Genomic DNA, 24,774 nt, shown 5'->3' with positions numbered 1-24,774 from the left:
CGGACAATTGGATGCTCGGGGGTGGTCACACCCCCTCGTTCATCATCATAGTATGGTCAAACGGGCCGGTTGCAACCAGCCCCGGATATCAGATCAGTAACCCACGAAGGGTGAAGAACAGAATGGCAGCCATGATGGCAGAGGCGGGAACGGTAATGATCCAGGCGGCCGCGATTTTGGTCAGATGGGAACGCTTTACCATTTCTTCCTTGTAAATCTTCTTCAGACGTTTGCGCTCGGATTTGGACAGAGGCACCTGCTTCTTTTTCTTCGCCTGCTGCAGCAACCTTTCCATTTCCTCTACGGACGCATTCCGGAAGTCATTCAGGAATGGACGCAAACGTTCCTGCTCTGCCGCATCATGGTGTTCCATAATGGTGTGCAACTGAGAGGCATAATTGGACTTGAGGTATTCCCGCAGGAAACCAACGCCGAAGACACCACCAATAGCAATGTGGGTCGAACTCACAGGCAGCCCGAGCTGGGATGCAAGGATAACCGTCAGCGCTGCCGAGAGAGCCACACAGAAGGCACGGGTCTTGTCCAGTTCGGTGATTTCACTGCCAACAGTTTTGATCAGACGCGGCCCGAAGAGCATCAAGCCAACGGCAAGCCCGAAGGCACCCACCATCATTACCCAGAGAGGGATACTGGCTGATGTCACCACGCCGCCGGAGGACAGTGCATCGTTGATCGCCGCCAGCGGGCCGATGGCGTTTGCAACGTCATTGGCACCGTGGGCAAAGCTCAGCAGTGCGGCGGCGAAAATCAGCGGCCAGGTAAACAGGCCACTGACACCTCGAGGGCTGTTCTCCATGGTCGACGCCATGCGCTTGACCATCGTGCGAACCGCAAAGAACACAATAACGGCAGCCAGAAGGCCAATCAGGGCCGCATCAACAAAATCGACTTTTACGATTTTCTTGACGCCTTTAATCATCAGATAGGTACCAAAAGCCCAGGCCATAATAGCCACCAGCCAGGGCACAAAGGTGCGGGCTGCAGGCACCACATCCTTCCGGTACAGCACGGCTTTTTTGATCAGATAGAGGAACAGGGCCGCCAGAGCGCCACCCAGCACAGGAGAGATTACCCAGCTGGCCGCAATCTTGCCCATAACGGCCCAGTCCGCGATCCCCCAGCCGCCAGCGGCAATGCCGGCACCAAGAACACCACCAACGATGGAATGGGTAGTCGAGACGGGGGCACCCATCCACGTCGCCAGGTTCAGCCACAGGGCGCCCGCCAGCAGAGCAGCGGTCATCAGCCACACGAATGCCCGTTCGTCAGACAAAGTGGAAGGATCGATAATCCCACCCTTGATGGTGGAAACCACGTCACCGCCAGCGATGAGAGCACCACCCGCCTCAAAAACCGCGGCAATGAGAACGGCAGCGCCCAGCGACAGGGCGCCAGAACCTACGGCAGGGCCAACGTTATTGGCTACATCATTAGCCCCTATGTTGATGGCCATGTAGCCACCAATGACTGCTGCTGCCATCAGCAGCATACTGTTTGGCATATCCTTGCTCAGTGCGCCAACGCCCAGCCAGATGATCAGCAGGAATAGAAGGCTTATACCGACCCTGTATCGTTCCGTGGTTGGGCTGGTGAGGAGGGAATCCAGGAATCCGCTTGAACGGGCCATATCAGGGGTAATCTCACTTGGTCTGAATGGGAATCTGTATCGTGCGCCGCAACTATAGTTTTTTTGCCATCATATTGAAACAAAGCGGTCATAATCCGATCAAGTCACATCTGCCAACTCCTGGGCTCCCAAGTTGCGCAAATTTGACTCATAATTCCGAAAAAAAGCGTCAAAAATAAAAACATAACCGGAACAGTCATGAGCAGAGCCAGGAAACACAACACCACGCCCGATGGTGAAAGCGAGGAAACACAGGTTTCCCGATTGCTTATCTGGCTGTCTGCGATGGCCATCGCCTTCCTGCTTGCGATCGGCACCAAGGCCTGGTACGCAGGCCACAGCACTCACGGCTACACACTGTGGACATTTTCTGTGCTCGTGGCATTGAACATGCTGCTGTTTGCCTTCACCGGAAACCGGGTTGTCCAGAAACGCGCCTTGCTGGTGATCGTTGGCCTGCTGTTTACCTACCTGATCGCGTCCGGCGGCGAGAGCAATACCGGACCGCTGTGGTTCTATGTGTTCCCTCCATTGCTTTTTTATCTGACTGATCTAAAAGCAGGTACGGCGATGCTACTGTTCTGCTTTCTGCTTGCGGCAGTGGTTTTCCAGTTTCCACAACTCCCGATGGTTACCGCTGAGTATGACACTGATTTCAAGATCCGCTTCTTCGCCACCCTGACCTTCGAGTCGATTTTCTGCTTTGTTCTGGAAGCCAGCCGCCTCCGGGCCCGCAATCGCCTGATCGACCTGGCCCGAAGCCACGAACACGCGGCCCGGACTGATGAACTCACCGGTCTCTCGAATCGCCGAGACATGCAAAACAAACTCAGTGCGGAATTTTCCCGTTATCAGCGTTCAGGGCGCTACTTTTCCATAGCACTGATTGACCTGGATCTGTTCAAAAACATCAATGACCGGTTTGGCCATGATGCAGGCGATGCCGTGCTCCGCACCTTCTCAGCACTGATGGAAACTATCATTCGCCAGACAGATATCGCGGCACGCTGGGGCGGAGAGGAGTTTCTCGTGCTACTACCAGACACCTCACTGCTCCAGGCCCTGACCCTCGCAGAACGCCTACGGGCCGGCGTTGCCGCAACCCGATTCGAATTTGATGGTAAGCAACTCCCGGTTACCATCAGCGCCGGTGTCTGCTCCATTGCGAACGCCTCCACACTGGATAATCTGCTCAAACAGGCTGACATCCATCTTTATAACGCGAAGGAAGCCGGCCGAAACCAGATCGCACCGCGAGTCCGCAGCCAGGACGACATGGAAGCACAGCGATCGACTTGAGCCGGCCCTGAACGGTCAGTATTATCTGGCGCTCAATGCTTTTCCGGGTAACCCCGACATCAGGAACAACTATGACAGCCATCCGCATTCTGGTGGGTACGGTATACGGCGGCGCTCTCCTTACCGCCCGCGAGATCAAGACACAGCTGGAGGCCGACGGCCATCAGGTGACGGTACTTGAAAACCCCACCGTGGCAGATATCACCAGCAACGATGATGCTTTGCTGGTCTGCACCTCAACGACCGGTCAGGGCGAAGTGCCCGACAACCTGCTCCCATTCTATGCTGAGCTGCGGGATACGTTGCCGCAGCAGCCCGGTCGCCCCTTCGGCATCATCGTTCTGGGTGACAGCTCCTATGGTGACACCTTCTGTGGCGCCGGAGGACTGATGGAAGAAGCACTATACGAAACCGCAGCGCGAAAAGTCGGTGACACTCTCTGTATAGACGCTCTGGAAACCACCGAGCCGGAAAGTGAGGCCTTGCCATGGGTCAAGGCCTGGGCTCAGCAAATTTAATTATGATTAACTGAACCGGTTCATACATAGGGAAATACAAGCACCTCCAACCCTTGAGCCGCCGGTAGCGACACGCCATACTCTGGCCAATAATGACAACAATACGGTAACACCGTGGCACAACACCCTTGGTTGCGATTACTGGCGGCAATAGCCCTGCTGTCTCTCCTGACTGCTCCAGCTGCTGGGGTAGCAGGCTCCTATATACCTGAGGTTGACTATCTGAAGGTGCCTCCGGGCCAGTCGTTGACAGCGGAACAGGCGCTGTACAGCAACCAATGGCAGCGCCTTGACGATAGTAGCCCCAACTTCGGCTATATCCGGGATACCGTCTGGCTCAAAATCTCAGCCGGAGCCCCCGAGACCGTTGATCTACTCGAAGTCCAGTACCCGCAACTGGATCACCTGGAGTTCTTTCTTTTCCGGAATGGCCAGCAACTCAGACACCAGGTAACAGGTGATCGGGTGCCGTTCAGCCAACGGCCTGTGCGTGACCGGCATTTCCTGTTCCCCATCGAACAGACATCCGATGCGGACTACGACATCCTGCTCAAGGTGGAAACCCAGGGTGCCATGCAAGTACCCCTGGAGCTCTGGAATTCCCGGGAGTTTTACGAAACCTCGTCCGTAGAAGCCCAGATTCATGCGGTTTACTACGGTATTCTGATTACCGTTATCTTCTTCAACCTGTTTATCTTCTCGGTGCTCAGAGAGCCCGTCTATCTGGTCTACGTGCTGTCGACCCTATGCTACCTGCTGCTGATCGCAAGCCTGAACGGCACAACCTTCCAGATGCTATGGCCGGCCTATCCCTCCATCCAGAACCAGGCGATGCTGCTGGTTGTGCCACTGGCGGTGGTATGCACACTGCAGTTTTCAAGACTGTTCCTGAAGCTGAAGCAGACGGCCCCGGCCTGGGACCGGCTTGTCCGGTTTGCGATCTGGGTAAACCTGCTGGTCGCTGCCTATACCTTCATGACGGATTACAGCATAGGCAGCCGGCTTACCGTTGCACTTGCCATACCCAGCTGCCTGCTGCTGACCATCCTGGGCCCTTATCAATGGTACAGAGGTAACCCTCAGGCAGTGTTCTACACCATCGCCTGGGGTGCATTAACCCTTGGCAGTGCAGCAACGGGCGCCAACAAATACGGCCTGCTTCCCAACAACTTTCTCACCGCCTACAGCATGCAGATCGGATCAGCGCTTGAGGCGATCCTGCTGACTCTGGCCCTCGCTGCACGCCTCTACCAGGAAAGGCAGGACAAAGTCGTCGCCCGGGAAGCCGAACTCAAAGCCATGGCTGCCCGACGGGCTGCCGAACTCAGGCTGATGGACCACGCCCTCCATAATCCGGTCACCGGCTTCCCCAATCGAAGCAGCTTCGAGATGACACTGAACGATCTGATGACCCGGGCTGCCGAACACCGGTACGGGGTTGTCGTCATTCGTCTCAACAACCTGGATTCTGTCACCAAGACCTTGGGCCACCGCAACAGCGACCGTATCCTGGAGCTGGCATCAAAACACTACAATGCGGCCATCAAGGATCTTCCAGGCGTCCTGCCCGTTGAGCAGACCGACGCCCACACCTATTTCCTGGCCGCGCTCGACCCTCAGACATTCGCCTTTGTGGTGAACGCAGATCAGGCTGAGGCAGCCCCAAGAGCCGTCATTTCCATGCTTGAGGTACTGCGTTTCCCGATAGACTACCTCGGCATGCAGATACCCATGGAGGTGAGACTCGGTGTGGCCATATTCCCCGAACACGGGAAGGACGCCAACACTCTGATCCGCAGGGCAATCATCGCTGAAGGTTCAGAAAGAGCAGCAGAACGCGGCCTGGCCTACTATAAGCCCTCACGGGACTCCTTCAGCGCAGACAGGCTGACGATGGTGTCCGAACTGCGCCAGGCGCTGATCACCAACCAGCTGTCACTATATCTGCAACCCAAGATGTCCCTTGCGACGGACAACATAGTCGGCATGGAAGCTCTGATCCGCTGGCCGGAGAAGCAGGACTCTGTCCGCCCCGACGAGATCATCGAGCTGGCGGAACAGACCGGTCTGATTAAACCACTGACGCGCTGGGTGCTCGAACAGGCACTGATCATGCGGTCTCAACTGCTTGAGCAGGGCCGGGACCTCGGTATATCGATCAACATCTCTCCCAACAACCTTCGCGAACCTGATTTTCCGATGTTCGTCCAGAAGCTGATGAGCAGTTATAAGGGTGTTCAGGGCGGCATCACTTTTGAAGTGACCGAAACATCCATGATGCAGGACCCCGCAAACTCGCTGCGAACCCTGCAATCACTGAATGCCACCGGCATTCCGGTATCCATCGACGACTTTGGTTCCGGATACTCGTCGCTTTCCTACATCAAGCAGTTGCCCGCAAGCGAGGTGAAGATAGACCGCTCCCTGGTCACAGACCTGGCAACCCAGTCCGAGGACAGGGTGATCGTTCAGACCACCATCGACATGTGCCACAGTCTGGGTTACCAGGTGGTCGCCGAAGGCGTGGAAGACGAGGTCACAGCCACAATACTCAGAAGCATGGGCTGCGATATGATCCAGGGCTTCATGCTGACACCGCCACTGCCTTTCGGCGACGCCCTGGCCTGGCTTGGTGCTATCGACACCCAACGGCGGGTGACGGGGTAATTAGCCGCGTTGGCGAATCAGTGCTTCCTGGGTTGTCGAGGCGACCAGCACGCCATCCTGATTGAAAAAATTACCGCGATTGAAGCCCCGGCCTGCCGATGCGCTCGGGCTGTCCTTGTCATAAAGCAACCACTCATCCATGCGGAAATCCCGGTGGAACCAGATGGCGTGATCCAGACTCGCCACCTGCATGTTCTTGCTCATGAAGGTTACGCCGTGGGGGTTCAGTGATGTTCCCAGGAATTGGAAATCGGAAGCGTAGGTCAGCAGGCAACGGTGCAGTACCGGATCGTCCGGCAATTGCCCCTGAGCCTTGAACCAGCTCTGTTTGTAAGGTGGCTGCTTCTCGGGCTTGAACGGATTGACAGGGTCCACTGGGCGAATTTCGATGGGCCGGTCCCGGGTCAGTGAATCCCGCATTTTCTCGGGAACGTGGGGCGCAATCAGCTTACCCCATTCATGCTCCGACTTCAGGGTCTCAGGATCAGGTGCCTCGGGCATATCCAGCTGATGTTCGAACCCCTCTTCCGCTACCTGAAACGACATCGAGCCGGTCAGAATCTCCTTGCCGCCCTGCCGTGCGATAACCCTGCGCACGGAAAAGCTGCCGCCGTCCCGAACCCTTTGCACTTCGTAATCGATCGGCATGCTGTGATTGCCTGGGCGGAGGAAATAGGCGTGCAATGAATGGCAAAGGCGGTCTTCAACGGTGCGACTGGCCGCCATCAATGCCTGCCCGAGTACCTGCCCGCCGAACACGTTCGGGAAACCCAGATCTTCGCTATCGCCCTGAAAATGGTCATCCCCAATCGGAGAAAGATCCAGCAGTTCCACCAGTTTTTTTGTTACTTCAAGCATGCCTGCTCCTGTCAACTCGTTAGCACACGAAGGAGTTTTCTACCCCAAGCCCTTTATTTTGGCAACGAAAAGCGGAGCAGTACAGAGGATGTTTCGGTCCAGGCACAGCCCGGACCGAAGAGCGAAACAGCGTATCAGCCGTGAATAGGGGGAACTTCTTTTGACAATGCCTGCTTTTCAACCGCATAACTGCCGGTCAGGGCAAACCCCAGAGTTTGCCCATCAGAGCTCTTGTAAAGTGCCCTGACGCTGGAGCCCTCCTGTTCCACCTGCCATTCTCCGCCAGCATCGGCAGGAGGTGGGCAGACAGCCGTCGGACAGCAGGGCGTTTTAATCATTACCGGCATGGTTCCGTAGCTAACCTCGGTGCGTTCCCCGGTCAGTGTCTTTGCCAACGCCCTGGCGCTCGCCATCAGAGGCAACACATACAACAGAACATGGCCGTCGACTTCAGCACAGTCACCCAGGGCATAAATGTCAGCGACCGAGGTTTCAAGCGCCCGATTCACCACAATGCCACGCCCGGTTTTCAGCCCGGTCGATTCTGCAATACTCACCCGGGGACGCAGCCCAACGGCGGAAACAACCAGGTCTGCATCAATCTGCTCACCATTGGCCAGCGCCACTCGGACGCCGCCACCCTGATGGTCGATGCGATCGACGACAGTCTCCAGGTGAAAACGGACGCCTATCGCTTCCAGTTCCTGCTGCACAGCACCAGCCGCCTCAGCAGGCAAAAGGCCCGGCATTACCGCATCCGAGGGAGCAATCACGTCGACCTCATAGTCACCGTTACGCAGATCATTGGCGAACTCACAACCGATCAGTCCTGCACCCATGATGGCCACCCGCTTACCGCCCTCAAGCGCCAGCCGGAAAGCACGGTAGTCCATCAGATCATTGATGGAGAACACACGGTCCTGACCATCACCGGCAATACTCAGGCGAATCACATCCGCCCCCCAGGCCAATACGAGCTTGCTGTAGGTCAACCGCTGGTCGCCCAGAACCAGCTCATGGGCATCGGCATCAATCCCGGTGACGGTGGAAAACGTCCGTAGCTCGATATTCAGTTGCTCGGCCATCGCATCCACGGAAGCCTGGGCAAGCCCGTCTGCGTCTTTCCCCTTGGTGAAACCCGTGGACAACATGGGCTTGGAGTAGCTCACGCCGTCATCAGCTGTCACCATGACTATCGGGGTTTCTTTGTCCAGCTTGCGGATTTCCCGCGCCAGTGAATAGCCGGACAAACCTGTGCCGACAATAACTATAGGGGCCTGCTCAGTCATAACCTTGCTCCGTGGATCTGTAATCAGCCGATCTCGATCATTTCAAAATCTTCTTTGCCAACGCCGCAATCCGGGCACTCCCAGTCTTCCGGCACATCTTCCCACTTTGTTCCCGGCTCAATACCGTCTTCCGGCCAACCTTCCGCTTCGTCATAGATCAGGCCACATACTACGCACTGCCATTTCTTCATTGGTTCTCTCCCAGTTACCCCAATCAGGTCAGGCCATGATACCCATCAGCCGGCCATTGACCAATGCCGCTGACGACGCAGCATCCGGTGGATTCCTGCCAATAGCCACAAATACGAACTCGTTCGCTCCCGGCTGCCCCTCCCTTCCTGCCGTCCTCTCCGGTATAATCGCCCGTTTTACGACAGGATCCGACCGTTATGACCGATACCGTCGCCGAAATGAACAAGGTAATGGATGAAGCTGATTGCCTGGTTAATGAACAACAGGTACAGGCCGCCATCAGCAACCTGGCTGACGACATCACGAGCCGTCTCCGGGACAGTAACCCCCTGCTGTTCTGCGTCATGAATGGAGGTCTTATTCTTACCGGCCAACTGCTGACTCAGCTGAAGTTCCCGGTACAGGCCGAATACCTGCATGCTACCCGCTACCGCCAGGAAACTACCGGTGGCATTCTGGAATGGAAACTTCAGCCGGAAGCCGACATGAACGGCCGCACCGTCCTGATTGTTGATGACATTCTGGACGAAGGCACCACCCTGTGCGCCATCGCAGATTACTGCAAGGCCCATGGTGCCACAGAGGTACTGACTGCCGTGCTGGTTGACAAGAAGCATGACCGCAAGGCAAAGCCGGGGCTCAAAGCTGACTTTACCGGCCTGGAAGTGGAAGACCGTTTCCTCTTCGGCTTCGGTATGGACTACAAAGGTTACTGGCGGAACGCCCCCGGTATCTATGCCGTCAAGGGGCTCTGACATCAACCTCAACGTACCTGAGCCCAGCGCAGATCCGCGAAGCCTGAACATTCCCCGCACTGAATGGTATCAGTCTCTCGCCGCTGCCGGTCTCAGGAACGATGATGTTCATGGCCCGGCGCGTTACTGGCTCCAGGTAGAAGGGTCGTTTACCCAGGCCCTTCGCCACGAATGCCGGCACTCCTTCCACGTCGAGATCCATCACGAAGGCTTCGCCCAGCCCTCTCCGGAGGAAGCTCGCCATCTTGGCATTCCCTGGCGCCAGAATGCCTGGGTCCGCGAAGTCCGGCTGTGTGGCGATGGTGAGCCCTGGGTACTGGCCCGCACCATCATCCCCCTGAAGTGCCTGGAGGGAGAAGGCCGACGTCTGCGTCGACTCGGCAACCGCCCACTGGGTGCCTACCTGTTCAGCAGCCCACGCTGGCAACGGGGCCCGATCGAAACCGGGCTGTGCACGACCGAAGTAACAGGGCAACCGGAAATTGCCCGGCGCTCGCTGTTCAGTAATGGCAACAAATCGCTCCTGGTGGGCGAATATCTGTTACCCGCACTTTACCGTTGATATCGATCCTTTAACCGGAATGTCTCAGCTGGCTATAATCTCCGCAGCCAGACCACTCGCAGACCCGACGGATGCCATCTATGCTGCTCAACGCCATGCCTGAAAACCTCCGGAGTCGACTCACCGACTATGCAAGACTGTTGAGAATTGACCGTCCTATCGGTTCTCTGTTGCTACTCTGGCCCACCTACTGGGCGCTGTGGCTGGCCGGCGACGGCCGCCCCGGACTGGATAACATCATCATCTTTACCCTCGGGGTCTTTTTCATGCGTGCCGCCGGTTGCGCTATCAACGACTTCGCCGACAGGGACTGGGACAAACACGTCAAACGGACTCAGGACCGCCCGCTGACTGCCGGCAGGATTCAGTCCTGGGAAGCGGTTGCGTTGTTCCTCGGCCTGTGCCTGGTGTCGTTCCTGATGGTGGTTCTGTTCACCAATACCCTGACCCTTTACCTGTCCTTTGGCGGCGCTTTGCTGGCCTTCATCTACCCCTTTATGAAGCGCTACACCCATCTGCCACAACTCTTCCTTGGAGCGGCTTTCTCCTGGGCGATCCCGATGGCCTGGGCAGCCGAGTCCAATGATCTGAGCCAGATCACCTGGCTGCTATTTACCGCCAATGTACTGTGGACCGTGGCCTACGACACCCTCTACGCCATGGTCGACCGGGATGATGATCTCAAGGTCGGCATCAAGTCCACCGCGATTCTGTTTGGCGATGCCGACAAGGCCATCATTGGCGTTCTCCAGACTCTGGTGCTGATTATCCTGATCATTGTCGGGGTCCGTTCCGGGCTCGGAGCTTTCTACTATCTGGGCCTCGCCGGGATGGCCGCCCTGTTTGTCTATCACCAGTATCTGGCGCGCAATCGCGAGCGAGCAGGCTGCTTCAAAGCGTTCCTGAACAACAACTGGGCGGGCCTGTCGGTGTTTGCCGGATTATTTATCGACCTAATGATTCGCTGATACTGTCATATACTTGTCATACTTGAACGTTGTAATGAGGCAGCAACATTTCTAGGTCTGACACAGGTTATCTCTTATGTCTGGAAAAACTGTCCTGATCGTCGATGACGAGGCACCCATCCGGGAAATGATCGCCGTCGCTCTCGAGATGGCGGACTACGACTACATCGAGGCAGAGGACGCCCGGGAAGCCCATGCCCTGATTGTCGACAAACACCCGGATCTGATTCTCCTCGACTGGATGCTGCCGGGAACCAGCGGCGTCGAACTGGCTCGCCGCCTCAAGAAAGAAGAATCGACCGCGGATATTCCCATTATCATGCTCACGGCCAAGGTCGAGGAAGACAACAAGATCCAGGGCCTGGAGGTTGGTGCCGACGATTACATCACCAAACCGTTCAGCCCACGGGAACTGGTTGCCCGCCTGAAAGCGGTGCTGCGCCGAGCCACCCCTCCGGGCGTTGACAGCCCCATCGAAGTAGATGGCCTGACTCTTGACCCCGTCGGTCACCGGGTCACCACCACCGATGGCGCTTTGAACATGGGCCCGACCGAGTACCGGCTGCTCCAGTTCTTCATGACCCACCAAGAAAGGGTATACACACGCTCCCAGTTGCTGGATCAGGTATGGGGAGGCAACGTGTACGTAGAGGAGCGTACCGTTGATGTCCACATTCGCCGACTGCGCAAGGCGCTGGGCGACGACCATGACCATCTGATCCAGACTGTCAGGGGTACCGGCTACCGCTTCTCCACGAAAGCGGCTTAAGGTCCGGGCTTTATCGGGCCCGGCAACATCGGAAGACACAAGGCAGCGCTCGATGCAGCACAACTGGTCGCGATACCTTCGGATCATCCTCAGCCTGCTGGCTGGGACAACACTGGTAGGCTGGATCTTCGGCTACCCCCTGTACGGGCTGGCAATCGGATTGGTGATCTACCTGTGGTGGACACTGATCCAGGCCCGCCGGCTCTATCAGTGGCTGGCGAATCCCAGCGCTGCTGAGGAAGCCCCCCAGAGCGTCGGTCTCTGGGGAGACATCTTCGACAACCTGAACAAACTTCACCAGAACCACTTGCGGGCACAGGACCGCCTGAGAGCCCAGATCAACCGGGTGCAGGAATCCACCAACGCTATGCGGGACGGTGTCATCATGACCAACTCCCAGGGCACCATGGAGTGGTGGAACGGTTCGGCAGAGTACCTGCTCGGCTTCCGCCGGAATACTGACCAGGGCCAGTATATCCACAACCTTATCCGGACACCGGCCTTTAAAGCCTATTTCGATTCCCGGGATTACCGGGAACCACTGGAACTCAATTCTCCGTCCAAGCCCCATATTCACCTGCAGATCCAGATCAGCCTGTTCGGCGATGATGACCGCCTGATCGTCGCCAAAGATGTAACCCGACTGTACCAGCTCGAACAGATGCGACGGGATTTCGTGGGCAACGTATCCCACGAGATGCGCACACCACTGACCGTGATCAGCGGGTACCTGGAGACTCTGGTGGACAATGCCGACGATCTGCCGCCGAAGTGGCGTCGTGCCATCAACACCATGTCGAGCCAGGCATCCCGGATGGAAGCCCTTATTACCGACCTAATCCTGTTGTCAAAGATTGAAACCGGCGAGCAGACCGTCCACGACACGCTGACGGCAGTCGACACCATGATCGAACAGATCTGTCACGACGCCCGGGCGCTTAGCGGCGAGCAGAAGCATGAGTTTACCGTCGACGTCACCGACCACCGATTGCTGAGAGGGGATGAAAGCCAGCTACGGAGTGCGTTTTCCAACCTGATTTTCAATGCGGTGAAATACACTCCAGCCGGCGGGCACATAACCGTCACCTGGAACACCAATCGGGAAGGCGCCCACCTGTCAGTCAAGGACACGGGTATTGGCATTGATCCGGTTCATATCCCGAGACTGACCGAACGCTTTTACCGCGCCGATCCCAGCCGCCATAAAGACACCGGTGGTACCGGGCTGGGCCTGGCGATCGTCAAACATGTGTTACTCAACCACGACGGCAACCTCGAAATACGCAGCGAGATCGGCGATGGCAGCGAGTTCATCTGCCACTTTCCCCGGGAGCGGCTGGTAGAGCGGGTACCGGAAAAAGAAGCGTAAAAGCTGCTTTTAGCGCTTACCCGCACGAAAACGGGCAATAAACCGGGACAGGTCTTCCAGTTTTTTCGGGTCTTCATCGACAAAACGGATGGTAACACTGACAAAATCCGTGTCCTGGCGCTTATCAACCGCCTGTAGCTGGTGGACGTATCCATTCAGTCGCGCCATCTGGCCCTCGCTCATATCGATATCCACCACTGCCTGCTCGAGGATACCGGGGAACGACTGGTCCCGCTTGGCGATGACCTTCACTTCCGTCAGGTTGATGTCCTTGACCACCGACTTCAATGCGCTGTCGGCAAACCTGACCGATGCGAGACTCATGGCGGACTTGCCCGTTCCGGGCTTCTTTTCAGCACTGCTCGCGTTGGGCTGTGGCGCCAGAACAGCCGGCTCGGGGTTTGGCCTGGCAGGAGCGGGCGCTTCGCGCTTCTGGGTCAGCAACGCTGCAGACTCTTTAAACGCATCAGCGGGGCCTGCCATGGACTTACCACTATGGTCCATCGCCTCCTTCAGGCTCCGCCCCATTACCTTGATGATTTTCTTACTCAGCCCTTCCGGACTGAATGGCTTGCCAAGGTATTCCGATACCCCCTTCTGAACCGCCTCTATCACATGATCCTTATCGCCACGGCTAGTGATCATGATAAACGGCACGGTTTTGTACTGTGGCTGCTCCCGCATCCATTGCAGCAACTCCAGCCCTGACATTTCCGGCATTTCCCAGTCGCACAGTACAAGATCAAAGGTACTCCTCGACATCAGTGACTGCGCACGTTTGCCATTCTGGGCATCAGTGGTCTCTATGACAGGGAAGCGCTGACGTATCGTTCGCTTGACCAGATCCCGGACAAAACTGGCGTCATCAACCACCAGAGCCTTCAACATTGCCATTATTCCAACCTTCCGTTAGCGGTGCCCGATATATACCAGCAACAGCGGCACTTTCTGTATTGTTCAACTATAGATCAAAGGCCCAGACCGGGAACCCCGGCGCAACAAAAAGACGACATAACCGCACCCAACGCAAATTCATGAAACCCGGACGTTAAACAATTGTCACAACCGCTGGCCCGAATCAGTGTTTTCAAGGCGTGGAAACGCGCTACCATGGGCTTCAGAGTTTCTACAACACCCTTACCCTGACCGAGGTTCTGTGTGCTGACTATGTTTGCAAGGATTCTTCCCCACCGGAGCACTCTGCTTCGCGTATCGTTCGCTGGCTGTCTGACCACATTAACCTGGCCGGTGCTGGCACAACAGGAGCAGGAAGCCAACAATACAGAAGTGCAGGCCGCAGCGTTCGACGAATGCAAGATACGCCTTGAAGACCAGGCCATCGCCGCGGGAGTCAGTGCCCAAACCGTTCGTGAGGTGATGGCGAATGTCAGCCACCTGGACAGAGTCATCGAACTGGACCGGCGCCAGCCCGAATTCACCACAACCTTCGCCGACTACCTCAACCGCCGGGTTAACGACACCCGGGTCAGCAAAGGCCGGGAAATGCTCGCGGAACACCATGACCTGCTGGAACGAGTTACCGCCGAAACTGGCGTTCCGGGGCCTTATCTCGTGGCGTTCTGGGGGCTGGAAACCAACTTCGGGAGCTATTTCGGCAAAATGTCGGTGCCCAGCGCGCTATCAACACTGGCCTGCGATGCGCGACGCAGCAGCTTCTTCACCACCCAGTTAATCGCTGCTCTGCGCATTATTGACGAAGGCGCGATTGCCGCTGACCAGATGGAAGGCTCCTGGGCCGGTGCCATGGGCCACGTACAGTTCATGCCAACCGTATTCCTGAAACACGCGGTGGATGCCGATGGCGATGGCAAGCGGGATCTCTGGAACAGCATCCCGGATGCCATGATGTCTGCCGGACGCTTCCTGGAGTCTATGGACTGGGACGGCGACTACCGCTGGGGCCGCGAAGTCATACTGCCACATAATTTCGATTATTCCCTGGCGGATGGCCGGCGCCTGCCGCTCAGTCAATGGCGGGATATGGGCATGACAGATGCCTTCGGTCGCGCCCTCCCGATGGAAGACATTCAGGCCTCGCTGGTGGTACCCTCCGGTCATCAAGGCCCGGCCTTTCTCGCCTATCACAACTTTCGGGTCATCATGGGCTGGAACCGCTCGGAATTCTACGCTATCGCCGTCGGACACCTGGCAGACCGCATAGCGGGCGCTGGCAAACTTCAGAACCCGCCACCGGAGGACCTTCCAGCACTGTCCCGGGCGTCCATCCTTGAGCTTCAGGAACACCTGAACAACAAGGGCTTCGACAGCGGCAAGCCGGACGGCATCATGGGGCCCGGCACCCGCTCTGCCATTCGCCGATTCCAGGCCTCTGAGGGTCTCGTTGCGGACGGCTATCCCGGCGATACCGTACTCCGGAAACTGGATATCTCGGCAGAGCGGTAACCAGACATGGATTCGATCACGCAAGTCGCTCTGGGCTCAAGCCTTGCAGGTGCTGTCGCAGGCCGTACCCTGGGTCGGTCAGCGCTGCTGGTCGGCGCCGTCCTGGGGACATTGCCCGATCTGGACGTTGTGATTGATTACGGTTCGGCGATTGCAAACTTCACCTACCATCGCGGTTTCAGCCACTCGCTGTTGGTGCTAGCCCCATTGGCCCTGCTGCTCGCCTGGGCAGGGTGGCGATGGAAACCCGAACTATCATTCCCACGATGGCTCACCCTGACGGCTCTGGTACTCATTACCCACCCTCTGCTTGATGCCTTTACTACCTACGGAACCCAGCTTTTCTGGCCCTTTGGTTCTCCAGTGGCAGTCAACAGTATTTTTATCATCGACCCGATGTATACCCTGCCCTTGATTGTGGGCTGCCTGGCGTTTCTTATCCGGCCGCCTGCGAAAACCGCCCTCACCGCAGGGCTTGCCCTATCCAGTCTTTACCTCGGATGGACCGTTGTCGCACAACAGATCATCACCGACCGAGTGCAACCAGTACTGGCTGATACCGGCATGGCAACAGCCGACGTACTGGTCCAGCCCATGCCATTCAATACGCTACTCTGGCGGGTGACGGCGATAACTGAGTCCCGGCGCAGTGAAATTGTCACCGGTTTTCTCGACGGCGGCACCCGCCCTGTTCCAGAGTTCTTTGAACGTCGTCCGGATCTGGCAAATATGGTTGCCGGTTTCCCGGAAGCTCAGCGGCTTGAATGGTTTACCCGTGGCTTCCTTGCCTATTCTGAAGTCGGTGATCAGATCACAGCAACCGATATCCGGCTAGGGCTTCCCGGTGCCCACCCGTTTACCTTCGTACTGGCGAGATACTCCGGCGATCAGCTGGAAGCAGTGATCAGCAGCCAATTGCCTCGGCCCGCCGTGGCCCCCGAAACACTGAGTGTGCTCTGGTCCCGCATTACCGGGGAGACCCCGGTTCTTTGCCTCGCCAGCCTGTCGCCACCCGTTCAGGGCCAGACGTGCTGACCATGAGACTGGACCAGTACATCGCCAGCTGCTCGGGGCTGTCCCGGAAAGATGCAAAGCGGGCAATCGGTACCGGCCGGGTATCGGTTGACGGAGACATTGCGAAATCCGCCAACCTGAAAGTCGCTACAGGCAGCAGAATCACCCTCGATGACCAGATCTGCCAGTTGCCCGGCGAACGATATCTGATGCTGAACAAACCTGCCGGAGTGGTTAGCGCTACGAAGGATAGCGATCACCCAACGGTCCTGGACCTGCTGCCCCGGGAATCGGGCAAAGACCTTCATATAGCAGGCCGCCTCGACGCCGATACCACCGGGCTGGTGTTGCTTACGTCAGACGGGCAATGGTCTCACCGCGTAACCTCCCCACGGCGCCACTGCGAAAAAACCTATCGGGTGACCCTGGCTGACACACTCTCCGCAGAGGCGATCCAGATGTTGGAACAGGGAGTGGAACTGCGAAATGACCCTCAGCCCACAAAACCTGCTCAAGTGCGGGTACTGAGTGAACGGGTGATAGAACTGGCGATTACAGAAGGCCGCTATCACCAGGTAAAACGAATGCTGGCCGCCGTCGGCAATCATGTGGAAGGACTACACCGTGAAAGCATCGGGGCCATTTCCCTGGACCCGGCACTCGCACCGGGCCAATACCGCGAGTTGACAGCGGACGAGATCAGCAGCGTAGAGTAAACTTCAGGCTCGCTCGAACCTCTGGGCCTTGAGATTCTTGCGTACGGAACCAGCCTCGAACACCTCGCCATTCATCGCAATATAGACACCTGGCGGCAACAGCTGCACCGATGACCATGCAAACCCGATATTGAATACTGCATCGGTTCGACGCATTCGGGCCGGCTGCATAGCCCCGGTGAGGACTATCGTCTTGTCCGGCACCTGGGTAAGGACAGCCGCGGTTTCCGCCATGGTATCGGTACCATGGGTAATGACAACACGCTCACTATCGCAAGCTTTCACCGCCTCAAGAATCTGCTGACGGTCGGTTTCATCCATTTCCAGGCTGTCTTTTCGCAGCAGCTCCCGTATCCGGTAGCCTTCATGGATATTGGACTCCGACAACAGTTCCGGCAGGATGGAATGGCCCACCTCGAATTCGCTGTTGGCGTCATAATAGACTTTGTCGATGGTACCACCAGTGCTAAATATCTGGATCATCCGGGCGTTTCCTCTACGTTGCCATCTTTACACTCAGTGGACTGCAGCCATCCCGTTGTCGGCAGAGGCGTAGGCGGCGTTTCTTTCCTGCTCATAGCGACGGGCAGCTTTGGCGACCTTGCCGCTGGCACCTGTTTTGAGCCATGTTTTGATTCGGCCAGCATCTCCCATGGGAGAGCGGGTACCCAATGAATCCAGCAGAACTGTGATCACTTTTCTGCCGTTCATAGTGGATATCATAACCAGGCACCGCCCGGCTTCGGACAGGTAGCCTGTCTTGCTCAACCCGACCCCCCAACTCTCTCGGTGGACCAGCGCGTTGGTGTTTCCAAACGACAGGCTGTAGCGGGGATTCCGGAAGTGCCCCCGATAATACCCCGTTGTGGTGTATTCCCGAATTTCAGGATGTTTGTATGCTGCATTAACCAGGCGCACAAGGTCTGCCGCGGAAGAACGGTTGTCCGCAGACAGGCCGGTAGGATCGACAAACCGTGTTTGGGTCATCCCCAGTTCCTGCGCCTTTGTGTTCATCTTCTCGATAAACGCATCGAACCCTCCAGGCTGACTGCGGGCCAGTGTATAAGCCGCAAAGTTTTCCGACGACATAAGTGCAATCCGGATAACATCAGAACGGCGCATACGGGAATCCACGCGGATCCGGGTATAGGCGTTGGCAGCCGCAGGGGTATGTCGTTCCCGGAATGTCAGCCACTCATCGAGCGGCACACCAGAATCGAGAACAACCAACGCAGTCATCAGCTTGGTAATAGACGCAACGGGCACCGAACGGTCCTGATTCTTGCCAAACACCAGATCTTCGTCACCCACCCAGGCCACCGCGGCATTCACTGAGGCGAGATTCGGCCCTTCAGCCGCCTGTAGTGCGGGTATAAAACATGCCCATAACGCCACAACCTGCAGCAGGCTTCGCAATTTCATTTGCCCGGTTCCCATTCGATCACTGGTTCATAAAAACATAGCTAACTATACCAGTGACAACCGGGCATATTCATTGCCCTGAAGTTACTTTCCCATCACGACCGCGCCACTTCCGATGGATAGATGCGGTTCCGAATGACCTGCATCAAGAGCTGCCCCTCAGCCAACTCATAGAATCATAAACATGATTGCATCCATGGAGCTCCGCCATGCCCACTCCAGTGACCACTGATTCGCTGCCCAGCACAGGGTCGACCTGCCCCGAGTATGAACTCTGGCGCCGGGGATTTGGCGTCATTACGCACTCCGACGCCACCAGCCATCACGTTTGCGCACTGGCTGAACGTCTGGTCAATGCAGGATTACAGCCAGACCAGGCCACTGTATTCAGGAAACTGAGAGCACTGGACATGCTCTGCAATGCGGGTATGTGGCTGGTCGTCCACATGACCTACACCCAACGTGTTGACCCCTCCGGTCACCCCCTGTCAGCCCAGGACTTCAAGGCAACCCCTGAAGGCCATACCGGCGGCGCATTCAACATGGTTCCCGCCTACAGCGCTTATCTCACGTTGAACAACCTCACCGGCACTACCCGCAGCTGGCTGATGGGCCAGGGGCATTGTGTTGCAGCGGTGGAAGCCCTGAACGTACTCACTGGCAACCTCCACCCGGAGCAGCAGGATCGCTACCTGTCTCCCGAGGGGTTATCGCGGCTGGTTTCCGACTTTTACAGCTACCGTCAGAAGCCCGACGGCACTGTCGATGCGCCTTTGGGAAGCCACGTGAATCCCCACACTGCGGGCGGCATTCTTGAAGGCGGCTATCTCGGCTTCGCCGAACTCCAATACGCCCACATGCCATTACCCGGAGAATCTCTGGTGGCCTTCCTCTCCGATGGCGCGGCTGAAGAACAGCGCGGCAGTGACTGGGTCCCGCGATGGTGGCGAGCGGAAGATTCCGGGCTCATTCTGCCCGTCATGATTGCCAACGGCCGACGTATTGAGCAGCGCACGGAACTGGGCACCCGTGCCGGGCTTGAGCGCTTTGAATCCCATCTTGCTGAGCGGGGCTTTGACCCCTGGAAGTTCGACGGCAGGGATCCTGCTGCCTTCGTTTGTGCACTCTTTGAAATGGAACGCGCACTCAAACAGAATGCAGACAGCGCCTTCCGCGGCGAGCACCCATACCCTGTGAGGATTCCCTTCGGTATCGCCGAAACGGTTAAAGGCTTCGGCTTCTACGGTGCAGGCAGTAATGCAGCCCACAACCTGCCCTTGCCCGGTAACCCAAGGCTTGATGCTCGTGCGCGGGAACTGTTCAACGAATACAGCCAGCAGCTTTGGGTTGCCCCCCCGCAGCTGGCGGATGCCGTCGACTGCCTCTGCGAGCACTCTCTTCATGGTCGCCCCCTGGAGCGGGATCATCCCCTGGCCTGTCGAAATCCGCCGGAGCCGACAATGCCTTCCCTACCAACAACCGCATCCGGCATGTCACCCATGCGGGCTGTGGATGACTTTTTCCGGGCGCTAGTCGCTGAAAACCGCCACCTCAGGGTCCGAGTTGGCAATCCGGATGAACTCGCCAGTAACCGACTGACCGGAATCCTCAGTGACCTCAAGCACAGGGTGACCGATCCGGAGAACGATCAGGAATCCATCGGCGGTAGCGTCATTACAGCCCTGAACGAAGAAGCCGTAGTCTCGGCCTGTCTGGCCAACAAGGCAGGTCTGAACCTTGTTGCCAGCTACGAGGCATTCTGCGTCAAAATGCTTGGGGCAATACGGCAGGAGCTGATTTTCGCACGTCACCAAAAAGATATTGGGCGGCCTGCACGCTGGCTGGGGTTCCCGGTGATTGCCACCTCTCACACCTGGGAGAATGGCAAGAACGAACAATCCCATCAGGATACGACATTCTGTGAAAGCCTGCTTGGCGAAATGAACGATGTTTCCCGAGTCTTGTTCCCCGCCGATTACAACAGCACTCTGGCTGCCTTGCCCGGCGTATTCTCAGATCGCGGTCGTATCACTTGCATGGTCATCCCAAAACGGGAGCGGCCTTGTATATTTGATCGTCAGGAATCCGAAACCCTTGCACGAGATGGTGCACTGGTGGTTGACGAAGACATCTCGGAAGGTGAACCCCTGTTGCTGATCGCCTGCGGCTCCTATCAACTCTCCGAAGCCATGAAGGCTTGTGAACGCTTGCGGGAAACCGGCACGCCATTCAGGCTTGTTTACCTTCAGGAACCTGGACGGCTCAGGCAGCCACGAGATACCACAGAGGCAGCAACCTGCCTGACCGAACTGGAGCGCGAACGACTGTTCCCAAAACGCCTCAAGCGACGCGTTGCATTAACCCACATGCGCCCGGAGGTCTTTCTCGGCCATACGTTTCCACTATTCCCTTCGCCTTCAACCACAAGGGTGCTCGGCTACATTAATCGCGGCGGAACACTCAATGAAGCAGGCATGCTGTTTGCCAACCAGTGCTCTTGGGGACACACACTGGTAGCCTGCGCGGATGTACTGGACAAGCCACCGGGAGAATGGCTTTCCAGCGCCGAACTGGCGGCCGTCGAAGGGCGGGGAGATCCGGTAGTCATTACCCGAGGGCACTAGCGTTAATCGCAGCCACAAAAAAGGGAGCTCGCAGGCTCCCTTTTACTCATAGTTTCTACTGAATTCTAACGCAACTCTCTACGTCAACCGCTGACAAAAACCGGACCGATTCCAAAATTCCACAAAATCACAGATCCGACACGTGTGGAGACGAGAATAACCAGCGCCACTGTCAGCAGCGCGCCACCGTACATCACTGCCCGCTCCTTCTCGATACCCATGACAATGGGAAGGCCATCAAACATGAGCCATGCGCCGTAACAGGCTGCAACCAGAAATACCAGGGCGTTAAACCATGGCACCGGATACAGCAGCGCGAAACCAGCCAGGAACAAGGGGGTGCAGGAGTAGGCCGCCAACGCAATGCCGTTGGAGGGAACGTGTTCTTCCTTGGCGCCATAGGTTCTTGCCATCCAGTTAATGGCATAACCCAGGGCAAATACACCCACCAGCATTGAAATATAAGTCAGGACGCTCAGTTGCAGTGCACTGATTTCTGTCAATTTTATCAGCCGATCATTTCCGATCGTCCAGCCGAAATAGGCCGTGGAGATGTACGCGCATACCGGCGCAATTGCGGCCAGCAGCACCACATAGGCGACGTAAAGCCTTCGAGGATTTTCGTGTTCTTTCCGAATGGAAGCCCACTCTTCATCAGGATGGGTGAAGAGACCGAACGCGTGTGACAGGAGCATGGATAACCCCCTTGCTTTGCTGTTGTTGGTATAGTGAGGTACGTGCTGACCGCCACTTCAGATCAACAGAGGTGCCTTTACTTAACTATAGTCAAGAACCGCAAAGGGGAAAGAAAACTGACGGAAAAATGTGCAGGGAGAATCCCGAAAAACAGGGCCGCCCTCCCGGACGGCCCACTGCATCACGCCTGACGTGGGTCTGTGGACTCAACCCAGGGCTTGTCTTTATGACTATCCCGGAACGACAACAGGCTTTCCACGCCGCTCCAGTCCACCAGGTCCCGGAAATCCAGCCAATCTACCATGCAATACAGGCAAATCGCCGGATAATTCCATTCCTCAAACTGACCGTCGTCAACCAGAGCCGCAAGGGTGCGCAGCGTCATCATGATGCGCTCGCGCTGGATGTTCCAGAACATCAAGTCCTGATCAACATCAATTCCAGAACGTTTGGACAGCAGCAGCGTCACCGCTGAATCATTGGCCCCGTCAATCAGGGTCATCTGGTTTTGCTGGTCCCAGGTCAACGGGTCCCGTCCCTGTTTGGCACTGACATAACGCGCAATGATGCGAGAATCATAAATTTCCTGCCCGTTCTCCTCCAGTACAGGAATTTTCAGGGCTGGATTGTTCTGTCTCAGTTCATCCCGCCCGTCACCGTAGATGTCCAGATTGATGAACTCGTAGGGCTCTTCATCCAACAGAATCCGGATACGGCGAACATAAGGGGAGGTAGTGGATCCAATCAGCTTCATGGGGTCTCCAACAAGGATTCAGGGTCTGTAAAGGCATACCCGGTAGCATCTGCAACCTCCCTGTACGTCACTTTGCCCCGGTAAACGTTCAGGCCCGCCCGCAAATGGGGGTCATCCCTCATTGCCTCAACAGGGCCTTTGTCTGCCAGTGAAACGATAAATGACAGCGTGGCATTGTTGAGCGCCAGCGTCGAAGTCCGGGCAACGGCTCCAGGCATATTTGCCACGCAGTAATGTACCACACCATCCACAACATACGTCGGGTCATCGTGGGTGGTCGGGCGGGATGTTTCTGCGCAGCCACCCTGGTCGATAGCCACATCCACGATAACGCTGCCTTCCAGCATCCTTCCGACCAACTCTGCGGTGATCAGCTTAGGGGCCGAAGCCCCCGGAATCAGGACACTGCCAATCACCAGATCAGACTCAAGGATTGCTTGTTCCAGTGTATGCGCGGTCGAATAGAGGGTTGTTATACGATTACCGTAGAGGTGATCCAGGTTTCTGAGTACCTCCATGTTGCGGTCCAGCACCGTCACGTGGGCACCCATTCCGATGGCCATCACAGCAGCGTTCTGTCCCACCACACCACCACCCACGATGGTTACTCGTGCCGGACTGACTCCCGGGACCCCACCCAGCAAAACCCCGCGACCACCAAGGGCTTTCTCGAGACAATGGGCTCCCGCCTGAATCGACATTCTGCCAGCCACTTCCGACATTGGCGCCAACAAGGGTAGATGGCCATGGACATCAGTCACTGTCTCATAGGCTATACAGGTCGCACCGGACGTTACAAGATCATCGGTCTGGGGTTTGTCCGGTGCCAGGTGAAGGTAGGTAAACAGTGTGTGATGATCCGTCAGCATGGCTCGTTCTTCTGGCTGGGGTTCCTTGACCTTGACAATCAGCTCAGCGGTCTCAAAAACCTCTCGGGCAGTTTCAATCACTTGCGCACCCGCATCGCGATAGTCCATGTCCGTAAAACCAATAGCCAACCCGGCAGAGGCTTCGACAAACAGTTCATGGCCGTGACGACAAAGCTCATGAACCGCCGCAGGCGTCATCCCGACACGATACTCCCTGTTTTTGATTTCCTTTGGCACACCAATTTTCATGGACCACCTCCTACCGCCGTGAGTCTTTGCTCCAAGTGTAGTAAAAAGAAGGGATACCGGCGGACGCCATTGGAGGCATCGGTTTTCCGGTTACCGGCGTAAATTCCGGTCAACATCCGACCCAGAAGGAGCAGGAACCACTATGAAAACGCTAACCTGTGCTGTCACGGCAGCACTGATCACCCTTACAAGCACACAGGTAATTGCGGAAATGCAGACTCAAACCATCGAATACAAGGTCGGCAACCAGGCATTCACCGGATACCTTGCGTGGGATGATGAGAACGACGCTCCACGACCCGGCGTACTGGTCGTCCATGAGTGGTGGGGGCACAACGACTTCGCAAGGGAACAGGCTGAGAAGCTGGCTGCCGCCGGGTACACCGCGTTCGCATTGGACATGTATGGGAGCGGCAAACTTGCAGACCACCCTGACAACGCGAAAAAGTTCATGGAAGAGGCAACCAAGGATTCGGAACAGATCAAAGAGCGGTTTACTGCCGCTATGGATATCCTGCAGAAACACCAGAGTGTCGACCCCGAGAAAATTGCCGCTCAGGGCTACTGCTTCGGTGGCGCTGTGGTACTGAATATGGCGAGGCTTGGCGTTGACCTGGATGGCGTGGTCAGTTACCACGGCGCCCTGGCCAGCCCGATCAAGGCCGAACCCGGGCAGGTAAAAGCTAAAGTTCAGGTCTACACCGGAGGTGCGGACAAAATGGTTCCATCTACTCAGGTAGCGGGACTGGTTGAAGAAATGCAGGATGCGGGCGTAGACCTGACTCTCGTCTCCTTCCCTGGCGTTATGCATTCGTTCACCAACCCAGGCGCGGACCAATTCGCAGAGAAATACGGTATGCCTGTGGCTTATAACGAAGAGGCCGCCGCGCGCTCCTGGAAAGGAACACTGCAGTTTTACCGGGAGATATTTGGGGAGTAACCTCCCCTTCCCAGGTTTTCCTTGGGGCAATAAAAAACCCCAGCATCAAGGATGCTGGGGTTTAGGTATTAAGCGCCTGACGATGACCTACTCTCACATGGGCAACGCCACACTACCATCGGCGCAGGACTGTTTCACTTCTGAGTTCGGGATGGGATCAGGTGGTTCCAGA

The 24,774-nt window shown here is 56.7% G+C and carries 23 protein-coding genes and 1 rRNA gene; 13 read left to right on the top strand and 11 right to left on the bottom strand.

The genetic code is table 11. The annotated features are described in order from the left end of the window. Positions 1 to 88: 88 nt before the first annotated feature. Complete coding sequence (locus FWJ25_RS00120; RefSeq protein WP_149598223.1) at positions 89 to 1,648, bottom strand: inorganic phosphate transporter; 1,560 nt, start codon at positions 1,646 to 1,648, stop codon at positions 89 to 91. A 198-nt stretch (positions 1,649 to 1,846) separates the two neighbouring features. On the opposite strand from FWJ25_RS00120, the gene FWJ25_RS00115 reads away from it, so the two are divergent. The 3 genes from FWJ25_RS00115 to FWJ25_RS00105 all read left to right on the top strand — a co-directional run bounded on the left by FWJ25_RS00115 (position 1,847) and on the right by FWJ25_RS00105 (position 6,132). After that, the gene (locus FWJ25_RS00115) at positions 1,847 to 2,947 is read left to right on the top strand and encodes a GGDEF domain-containing protein (RefSeq protein WP_149598222.1); all 1,101 of its coding nucleotides are present in this window, start codon (positions 1,847 to 1,849) and stop codon (positions 2,945 to 2,947) included. Positions 2,948 to 3,018: 71 nt separating this feature from the next. Further along, entirely contained in the window at positions 3,019 to 3,465 is a 447-nt protein-coding gene (locus FWJ25_RS00110; protein WP_149598221.1) for a flavodoxin, read from the top strand. 114 nt (positions 3,466 to 3,579) lie between these two features. Continuing rightward, on the top strand, positions 3,580 to 6,132 hold the full coding sequence (locus FWJ25_RS00105) for an EAL domain-containing protein (RefSeq protein WP_149598220.1): 2,553 nt from the start codon (positions 3,580 to 3,582) through the stop codon (positions 6,130 to 6,132). Here FWJ25_RS00105 and tesB read toward each other — a convergent pair whose 3' ends face one another. From tesB to FWJ25_RS00090, 3 genes are all read right to left on the bottom strand, one after another. Then, on the bottom strand, positions 6,133 to 6,990 hold the full coding sequence (gene tesB, locus FWJ25_RS00100) for an acyl-CoA thioesterase II (protein WP_149598219.1): 858 nt from the start codon (positions 6,988 to 6,990) through the stop codon (positions 6,133 to 6,135). A 134-nt stretch (positions 6,991 to 7,124) separates the two neighbouring features. Continuing rightward, positions 7,125 to 8,279, bottom strand: a complete 1,155-nt coding sequence (locus FWJ25_RS00095; protein WP_149598218.1) for an NAD(P)/FAD-dependent oxidoreductase — start codon at positions 8,277 to 8,279, stop codon at positions 7,125 to 7,127. A 23-nt stretch (positions 8,280 to 8,302) separates the two neighbouring features. Beyond that, positions 8,303 to 8,470: a rubredoxin gene (locus FWJ25_RS00090; RefSeq protein WP_106764696.1), complete on the bottom strand. Its 168-nt coding sequence runs from the start codon at positions 8,468 to 8,470 to the stop codon at positions 8,303 to 8,305. Positions 8,471 to 8,668: 198 nt separating this feature from the next. Between FWJ25_RS00090 and FWJ25_RS00085 the strand changes: the two genes are divergently transcribed. The 5 genes from FWJ25_RS00085 (at position 8,669) to phoR (ending at position 12,894) form a co-directional block, all read left to right on the top strand. Continuing rightward, positions 8,669 to 9,226, top strand: a complete 558-nt coding sequence (locus tag FWJ25_RS00085) for a hypoxanthine-guanine phosphoribosyltransferase (RefSeq protein WP_149598217.1) — start codon at positions 8,669 to 8,671, stop codon at positions 9,224 to 9,226. After that, on the top strand, positions 9,207 to 9,788 hold the full coding sequence (locus FWJ25_RS00080) for a chorismate--pyruvate lyase family protein (protein WP_149598216.1): 582 nt from the start codon (positions 9,207 to 9,209) through the stop codon (positions 9,786 to 9,788). Before FWJ25_RS00085 ends, FWJ25_RS00080 begins: the two co-directional genes overlap by 20 nt. Before the next feature lie 80 nt (positions 9,789 to 9,868). Next, complete coding sequence (ubiA, locus tag FWJ25_RS00075) at positions 9,869 to 10,756, top strand: 4-hydroxybenzoate octaprenyltransferase (protein WP_149598215.1); 888 nt, start codon at positions 9,869 to 9,871, stop codon at positions 10,754 to 10,756. 76 nt (positions 10,757 to 10,832) lie between these two features. Next, a complete protein-coding gene (gene phoB / locus FWJ25_RS00070; RefSeq protein WP_149598214.1) occupies positions 10,833 to 11,525 on the top strand; it encodes a phosphate regulon transcriptional regulator PhoB in 693 nt (230 codons plus the stop codon). A gap of 52 nt (positions 11,526 to 11,577) precedes the next feature. Beyond that, on the top strand, positions 11,578 to 12,894 hold the full coding sequence (gene phoR, locus FWJ25_RS00065) for a phosphate regulon sensor histidine kinase PhoR (protein ID WP_149598213.1): 1,317 nt from the start codon (positions 11,578 to 11,580) through the stop codon (positions 12,892 to 12,894). Between the two features lie 9 nt (positions 12,895 to 12,903). Here the strand turns inward: phoR and FWJ25_RS00060 are convergent, their stop codons facing one another. Next, positions 12,904 to 13,788, bottom strand: a complete 885-nt coding sequence (locus FWJ25_RS00060; protein WP_149598212.1) for a response regulator — start codon at positions 13,786 to 13,788, stop codon at positions 12,904 to 12,906. A gap of 273 nt (positions 13,789 to 14,061) precedes the next feature. Here FWJ25_RS00060 and FWJ25_RS00055 point away from each other — a divergent pair, with 273 nt between their 5' ends. Genes FWJ25_RS00055 through rsuA form a run of 3 tightly spaced genes read left to right on the top strand, consistent with a single transcriptional unit; the run spans position 14,062 to position 17,048 of the window. Beyond that, complete coding sequence (locus FWJ25_RS00055) at positions 14,062 to 15,318, top strand: lytic murein transglycosylase (protein ID WP_149599021.1); 1,257 nt, start codon at positions 14,062 to 14,064, stop codon at positions 15,316 to 15,318. A 6-nt stretch (positions 15,319 to 15,324) separates the two neighbouring features. After that, positions 15,325 to 16,353 carry a metal-dependent hydrolase gene (locus tag FWJ25_RS00050; RefSeq protein ID WP_149598211.1) on the top strand — a complete coding sequence of 343 codons (1,029 nt, stop codon included), beginning with the start codon at positions 15,325 to 15,327 and terminating at the stop codon, positions 16,351 to 16,353. 2 nt (positions 16,354 to 16,355) lie between these two features. Further along, complete coding sequence (gene rsuA, locus FWJ25_RS00045; protein WP_149599020.1) at positions 16,356 to 17,048, top strand: 16S rRNA pseudouridine(516) synthase RsuA; 693 nt, start codon at positions 16,356 to 16,358, stop codon at positions 17,046 to 17,048. A 3-nt stretch (positions 17,049 to 17,051) separates the two neighbouring features. On the opposite strand, the gene FWJ25_RS00040 is transcribed toward rsuA, so the two are convergent. Together FWJ25_RS00040 and pbpG are read right to left on the bottom strand one after the other, a co-directional pair. Next, on the bottom strand, positions 17,052 to 17,531 hold the full coding sequence (locus FWJ25_RS00040) for an asparaginase domain-containing protein (protein WP_149598210.1): 480 nt from the start codon (positions 17,529 to 17,531) through the stop codon (positions 17,052 to 17,054). A 33-nt stretch (positions 17,532 to 17,564) separates the two neighbouring features. After that, on the bottom strand, positions 17,565 to 18,470 hold the full coding sequence (pbpG, locus tag FWJ25_RS00035; protein ID WP_149598209.1) for a D-alanyl-D-alanine endopeptidase: 906 nt from the start codon (positions 18,468 to 18,470) through the stop codon (positions 17,565 to 17,567). A 209-nt stretch (positions 18,471 to 18,679) separates the two neighbouring features. On the opposite strand from pbpG, the gene FWJ25_RS00030 reads away from it, so the two are divergent. After that, complete coding sequence (locus FWJ25_RS00030) at positions 18,680 to 21,094, top strand: phosphoketolase family protein (RefSeq protein ID WP_149598208.1); 2,415 nt, start codon at positions 18,680 to 18,682, stop codon at positions 21,092 to 21,094. 83 nt (positions 21,095 to 21,177) lie between these two features. On the opposite strand, the gene FWJ25_RS00025 is transcribed toward FWJ25_RS00030, so the two are convergent. The 3 genes from FWJ25_RS00025 to ald all read right to left on the bottom strand — a co-directional run bounded on the left by FWJ25_RS00025 (position 21,178) and on the right by ald (position 23,662). Then, positions 21,178 to 21,789, bottom strand: a complete 612-nt coding sequence (locus FWJ25_RS00025; protein WP_149598207.1) for a Yip1 family protein — start codon at positions 21,787 to 21,789, stop codon at positions 21,178 to 21,180. 182 nt (positions 21,790 to 21,971) lie between these two features. Further along, positions 21,972 to 22,544 carry a glutathione S-transferase family protein gene (locus tag FWJ25_RS00020; RefSeq protein ID WP_149598206.1) on the bottom strand — a complete coding sequence of 191 codons (573 nt, stop codon included), beginning with the start codon at positions 22,542 to 22,544 and terminating at the stop codon, positions 21,972 to 21,974. Next, positions 22,541 to 23,662, bottom strand: coding sequence for an alanine dehydrogenase (ald, locus tag FWJ25_RS00015; RefSeq protein WP_149598205.1), 1,122 nt, complete (start codon positions 23,660 to 23,662; stop codon positions 22,541 to 22,543). The genes FWJ25_RS00020 and ald overlap by 4 nt, the downstream gene beginning before the upstream one ends. A 142-nt stretch (positions 23,663 to 23,804) precedes the next feature. Between ald and FWJ25_RS00010 the strand changes: the two genes are divergently transcribed. Further along, entirely contained in the window at positions 23,805 to 24,602 is a 798-nt protein-coding gene (locus tag FWJ25_RS00010; protein ID WP_149598204.1) for a dienelactone hydrolase family protein, read from the top strand. Between the two features lie 74 nt (positions 24,603 to 24,676). On the opposite strand, the gene rrf is transcribed toward FWJ25_RS00010, so the two are convergent. Then, a 5S ribosomal RNA gene (gene rrf, locus FWJ25_RS00005) occupies positions 24,677 to 24,774 on the bottom strand; the annotation flags it as partial.

It is taken from the genome of Marinobacter salinexigens, assembly GCF_008370345.1.
Taxonomy (GTDB): Bacteria; Pseudomonadota; Gammaproteobacteria; order Pseudomonadales; family Oleiphilaceae; genus Marinobacter; species Marinobacter salinexigens.
This window is presented reverse-complemented; position numbering and strand designations above follow the sequence as displayed.

Coding starts and splice junctions, on each gene's coding strand:
- FWJ25_RS00115 (WP_149598222.1), top strand. CDS start 1,847: ATGAGCAGAGCCAGGAAACACAACACCACGCCCGATGGTGAAAGCGAG.
- ald (WP_149598205.1), bottom strand. CDS start 23,662: ATGAAAATTGGTGTGCCAAAGGAAATCAAAAACAGGGAGTATCGTGTC.
- FWJ25_RS00120 (WP_149598223.1), bottom strand. CDS start 1,648: ATGGCCCGTTCAAGCGGATTCCTGGATTCCCTCCTCACCAGCCCAACC.
- FWJ25_RS00085 (WP_149598217.1), top strand. CDS start 8,669: ATGACCGATACCGTCGCCGAAATGAACAAGGTAATGGATGAAGCTGAT.
- FWJ25_RS00090 (WP_106764696.1), bottom strand. CDS start 8,470: ATGAAGAAATGGCAGTGCGTAGTATGTGGCCTGATCTATGACGAAGCG.
- pbpG (WP_149598209.1), bottom strand. CDS start 18,470: ATGAAATTGCGAAGCCTGCTGCAGGTTGTGGCGTTATGGGCATGTTTT.
- phoR (WP_149598213.1), top strand. CDS start 11,578: ATGCAGCACAACTGGTCGCGATACCTTCGGATCATCCTCAGCCTGCTG.
- FWJ25_RS00050 (WP_149598211.1), top strand. CDS start 15,325: ATGGATTCGATCACGCAAGTCGCTCTGGGCTCAAGCCTTGCAGGTGCT.
- phoB (WP_149598214.1), top strand. CDS start 10,833: ATGTCTGGAAAAACTGTCCTGATCGTCGATGACGAGGCACCCATCCGG.
- tesB (WP_149598219.1), bottom strand. CDS start 6,990: ATGCTTGAAGTAACAAAAAAACTGGTGGAACTGCTGGATCTTTCTCCG.
- FWJ25_RS00055 (WP_149599021.1), top strand. CDS start 14,062: ATGTTTGCAAGGATTCTTCCCCACCGGAGCACTCTGCTTCGCGTATCG.
- FWJ25_RS00080 (WP_149598216.1), top strand. CDS start 9,207: ATGCCGTCAAGGGGCTCTGACATCAACCTCAACGTACCTGAGCCCAGC.
- FWJ25_RS00025 (WP_149598207.1), bottom strand. CDS start 21,789: ATGCTCCTGTCACACGCGTTCGGTCTCTTCACCCATCCTGATGAAGAG.
- FWJ25_RS00040 (WP_149598210.1), bottom strand. CDS start 17,531: ATGATCCAGATATTTAGCACTGGTGGTACCATCGACAAAGTCTATTAT.
- FWJ25_RS00095 (WP_149598218.1), bottom strand. CDS start 8,279: ATGACTGAGCAGGCCCCTATAGTTATTGTCGGCACAGGTTTGTCCGGC.
- ubiA (WP_149598215.1), top strand. CDS start 9,869: ATGCTGCTCAACGCCATGCCTGAAAACCTCCGGAGTCGACTCACCGAC.
- FWJ25_RS00030 (WP_149598208.1), top strand. CDS start 18,680: ATGCCCACTCCAGTGACCACTGATTCGCTGCCCAGCACAGGGTCGACC.
- rsuA (WP_149599020.1), top strand. CDS start 16,356: ATGAGACTGGACCAGTACATCGCCAGCTGCTCGGGGCTGTCCCGGAAA.
- FWJ25_RS00010 (WP_149598204.1), top strand. CDS start 23,805: ATGAAAACGCTAACCTGTGCTGTCACGGCAGCACTGATCACCCTTACA.
- FWJ25_RS00060 (WP_149598212.1), bottom strand. CDS start 13,788: ATGGCAATGTTGAAGGCTCTGGTGGTTGATGACGCCAGTTTTGTCCGG.
- FWJ25_RS00020 (WP_149598206.1), bottom strand. CDS start 22,544: ATGAAGCTGATTGGATCCACTACCTCCCCTTATGTTCGCCGTATCCGG.
- FWJ25_RS00110 (WP_149598221.1), top strand. CDS start 3,019: ATGACAGCCATCCGCATTCTGGTGGGTACGGTATACGGCGGCGCTCTC.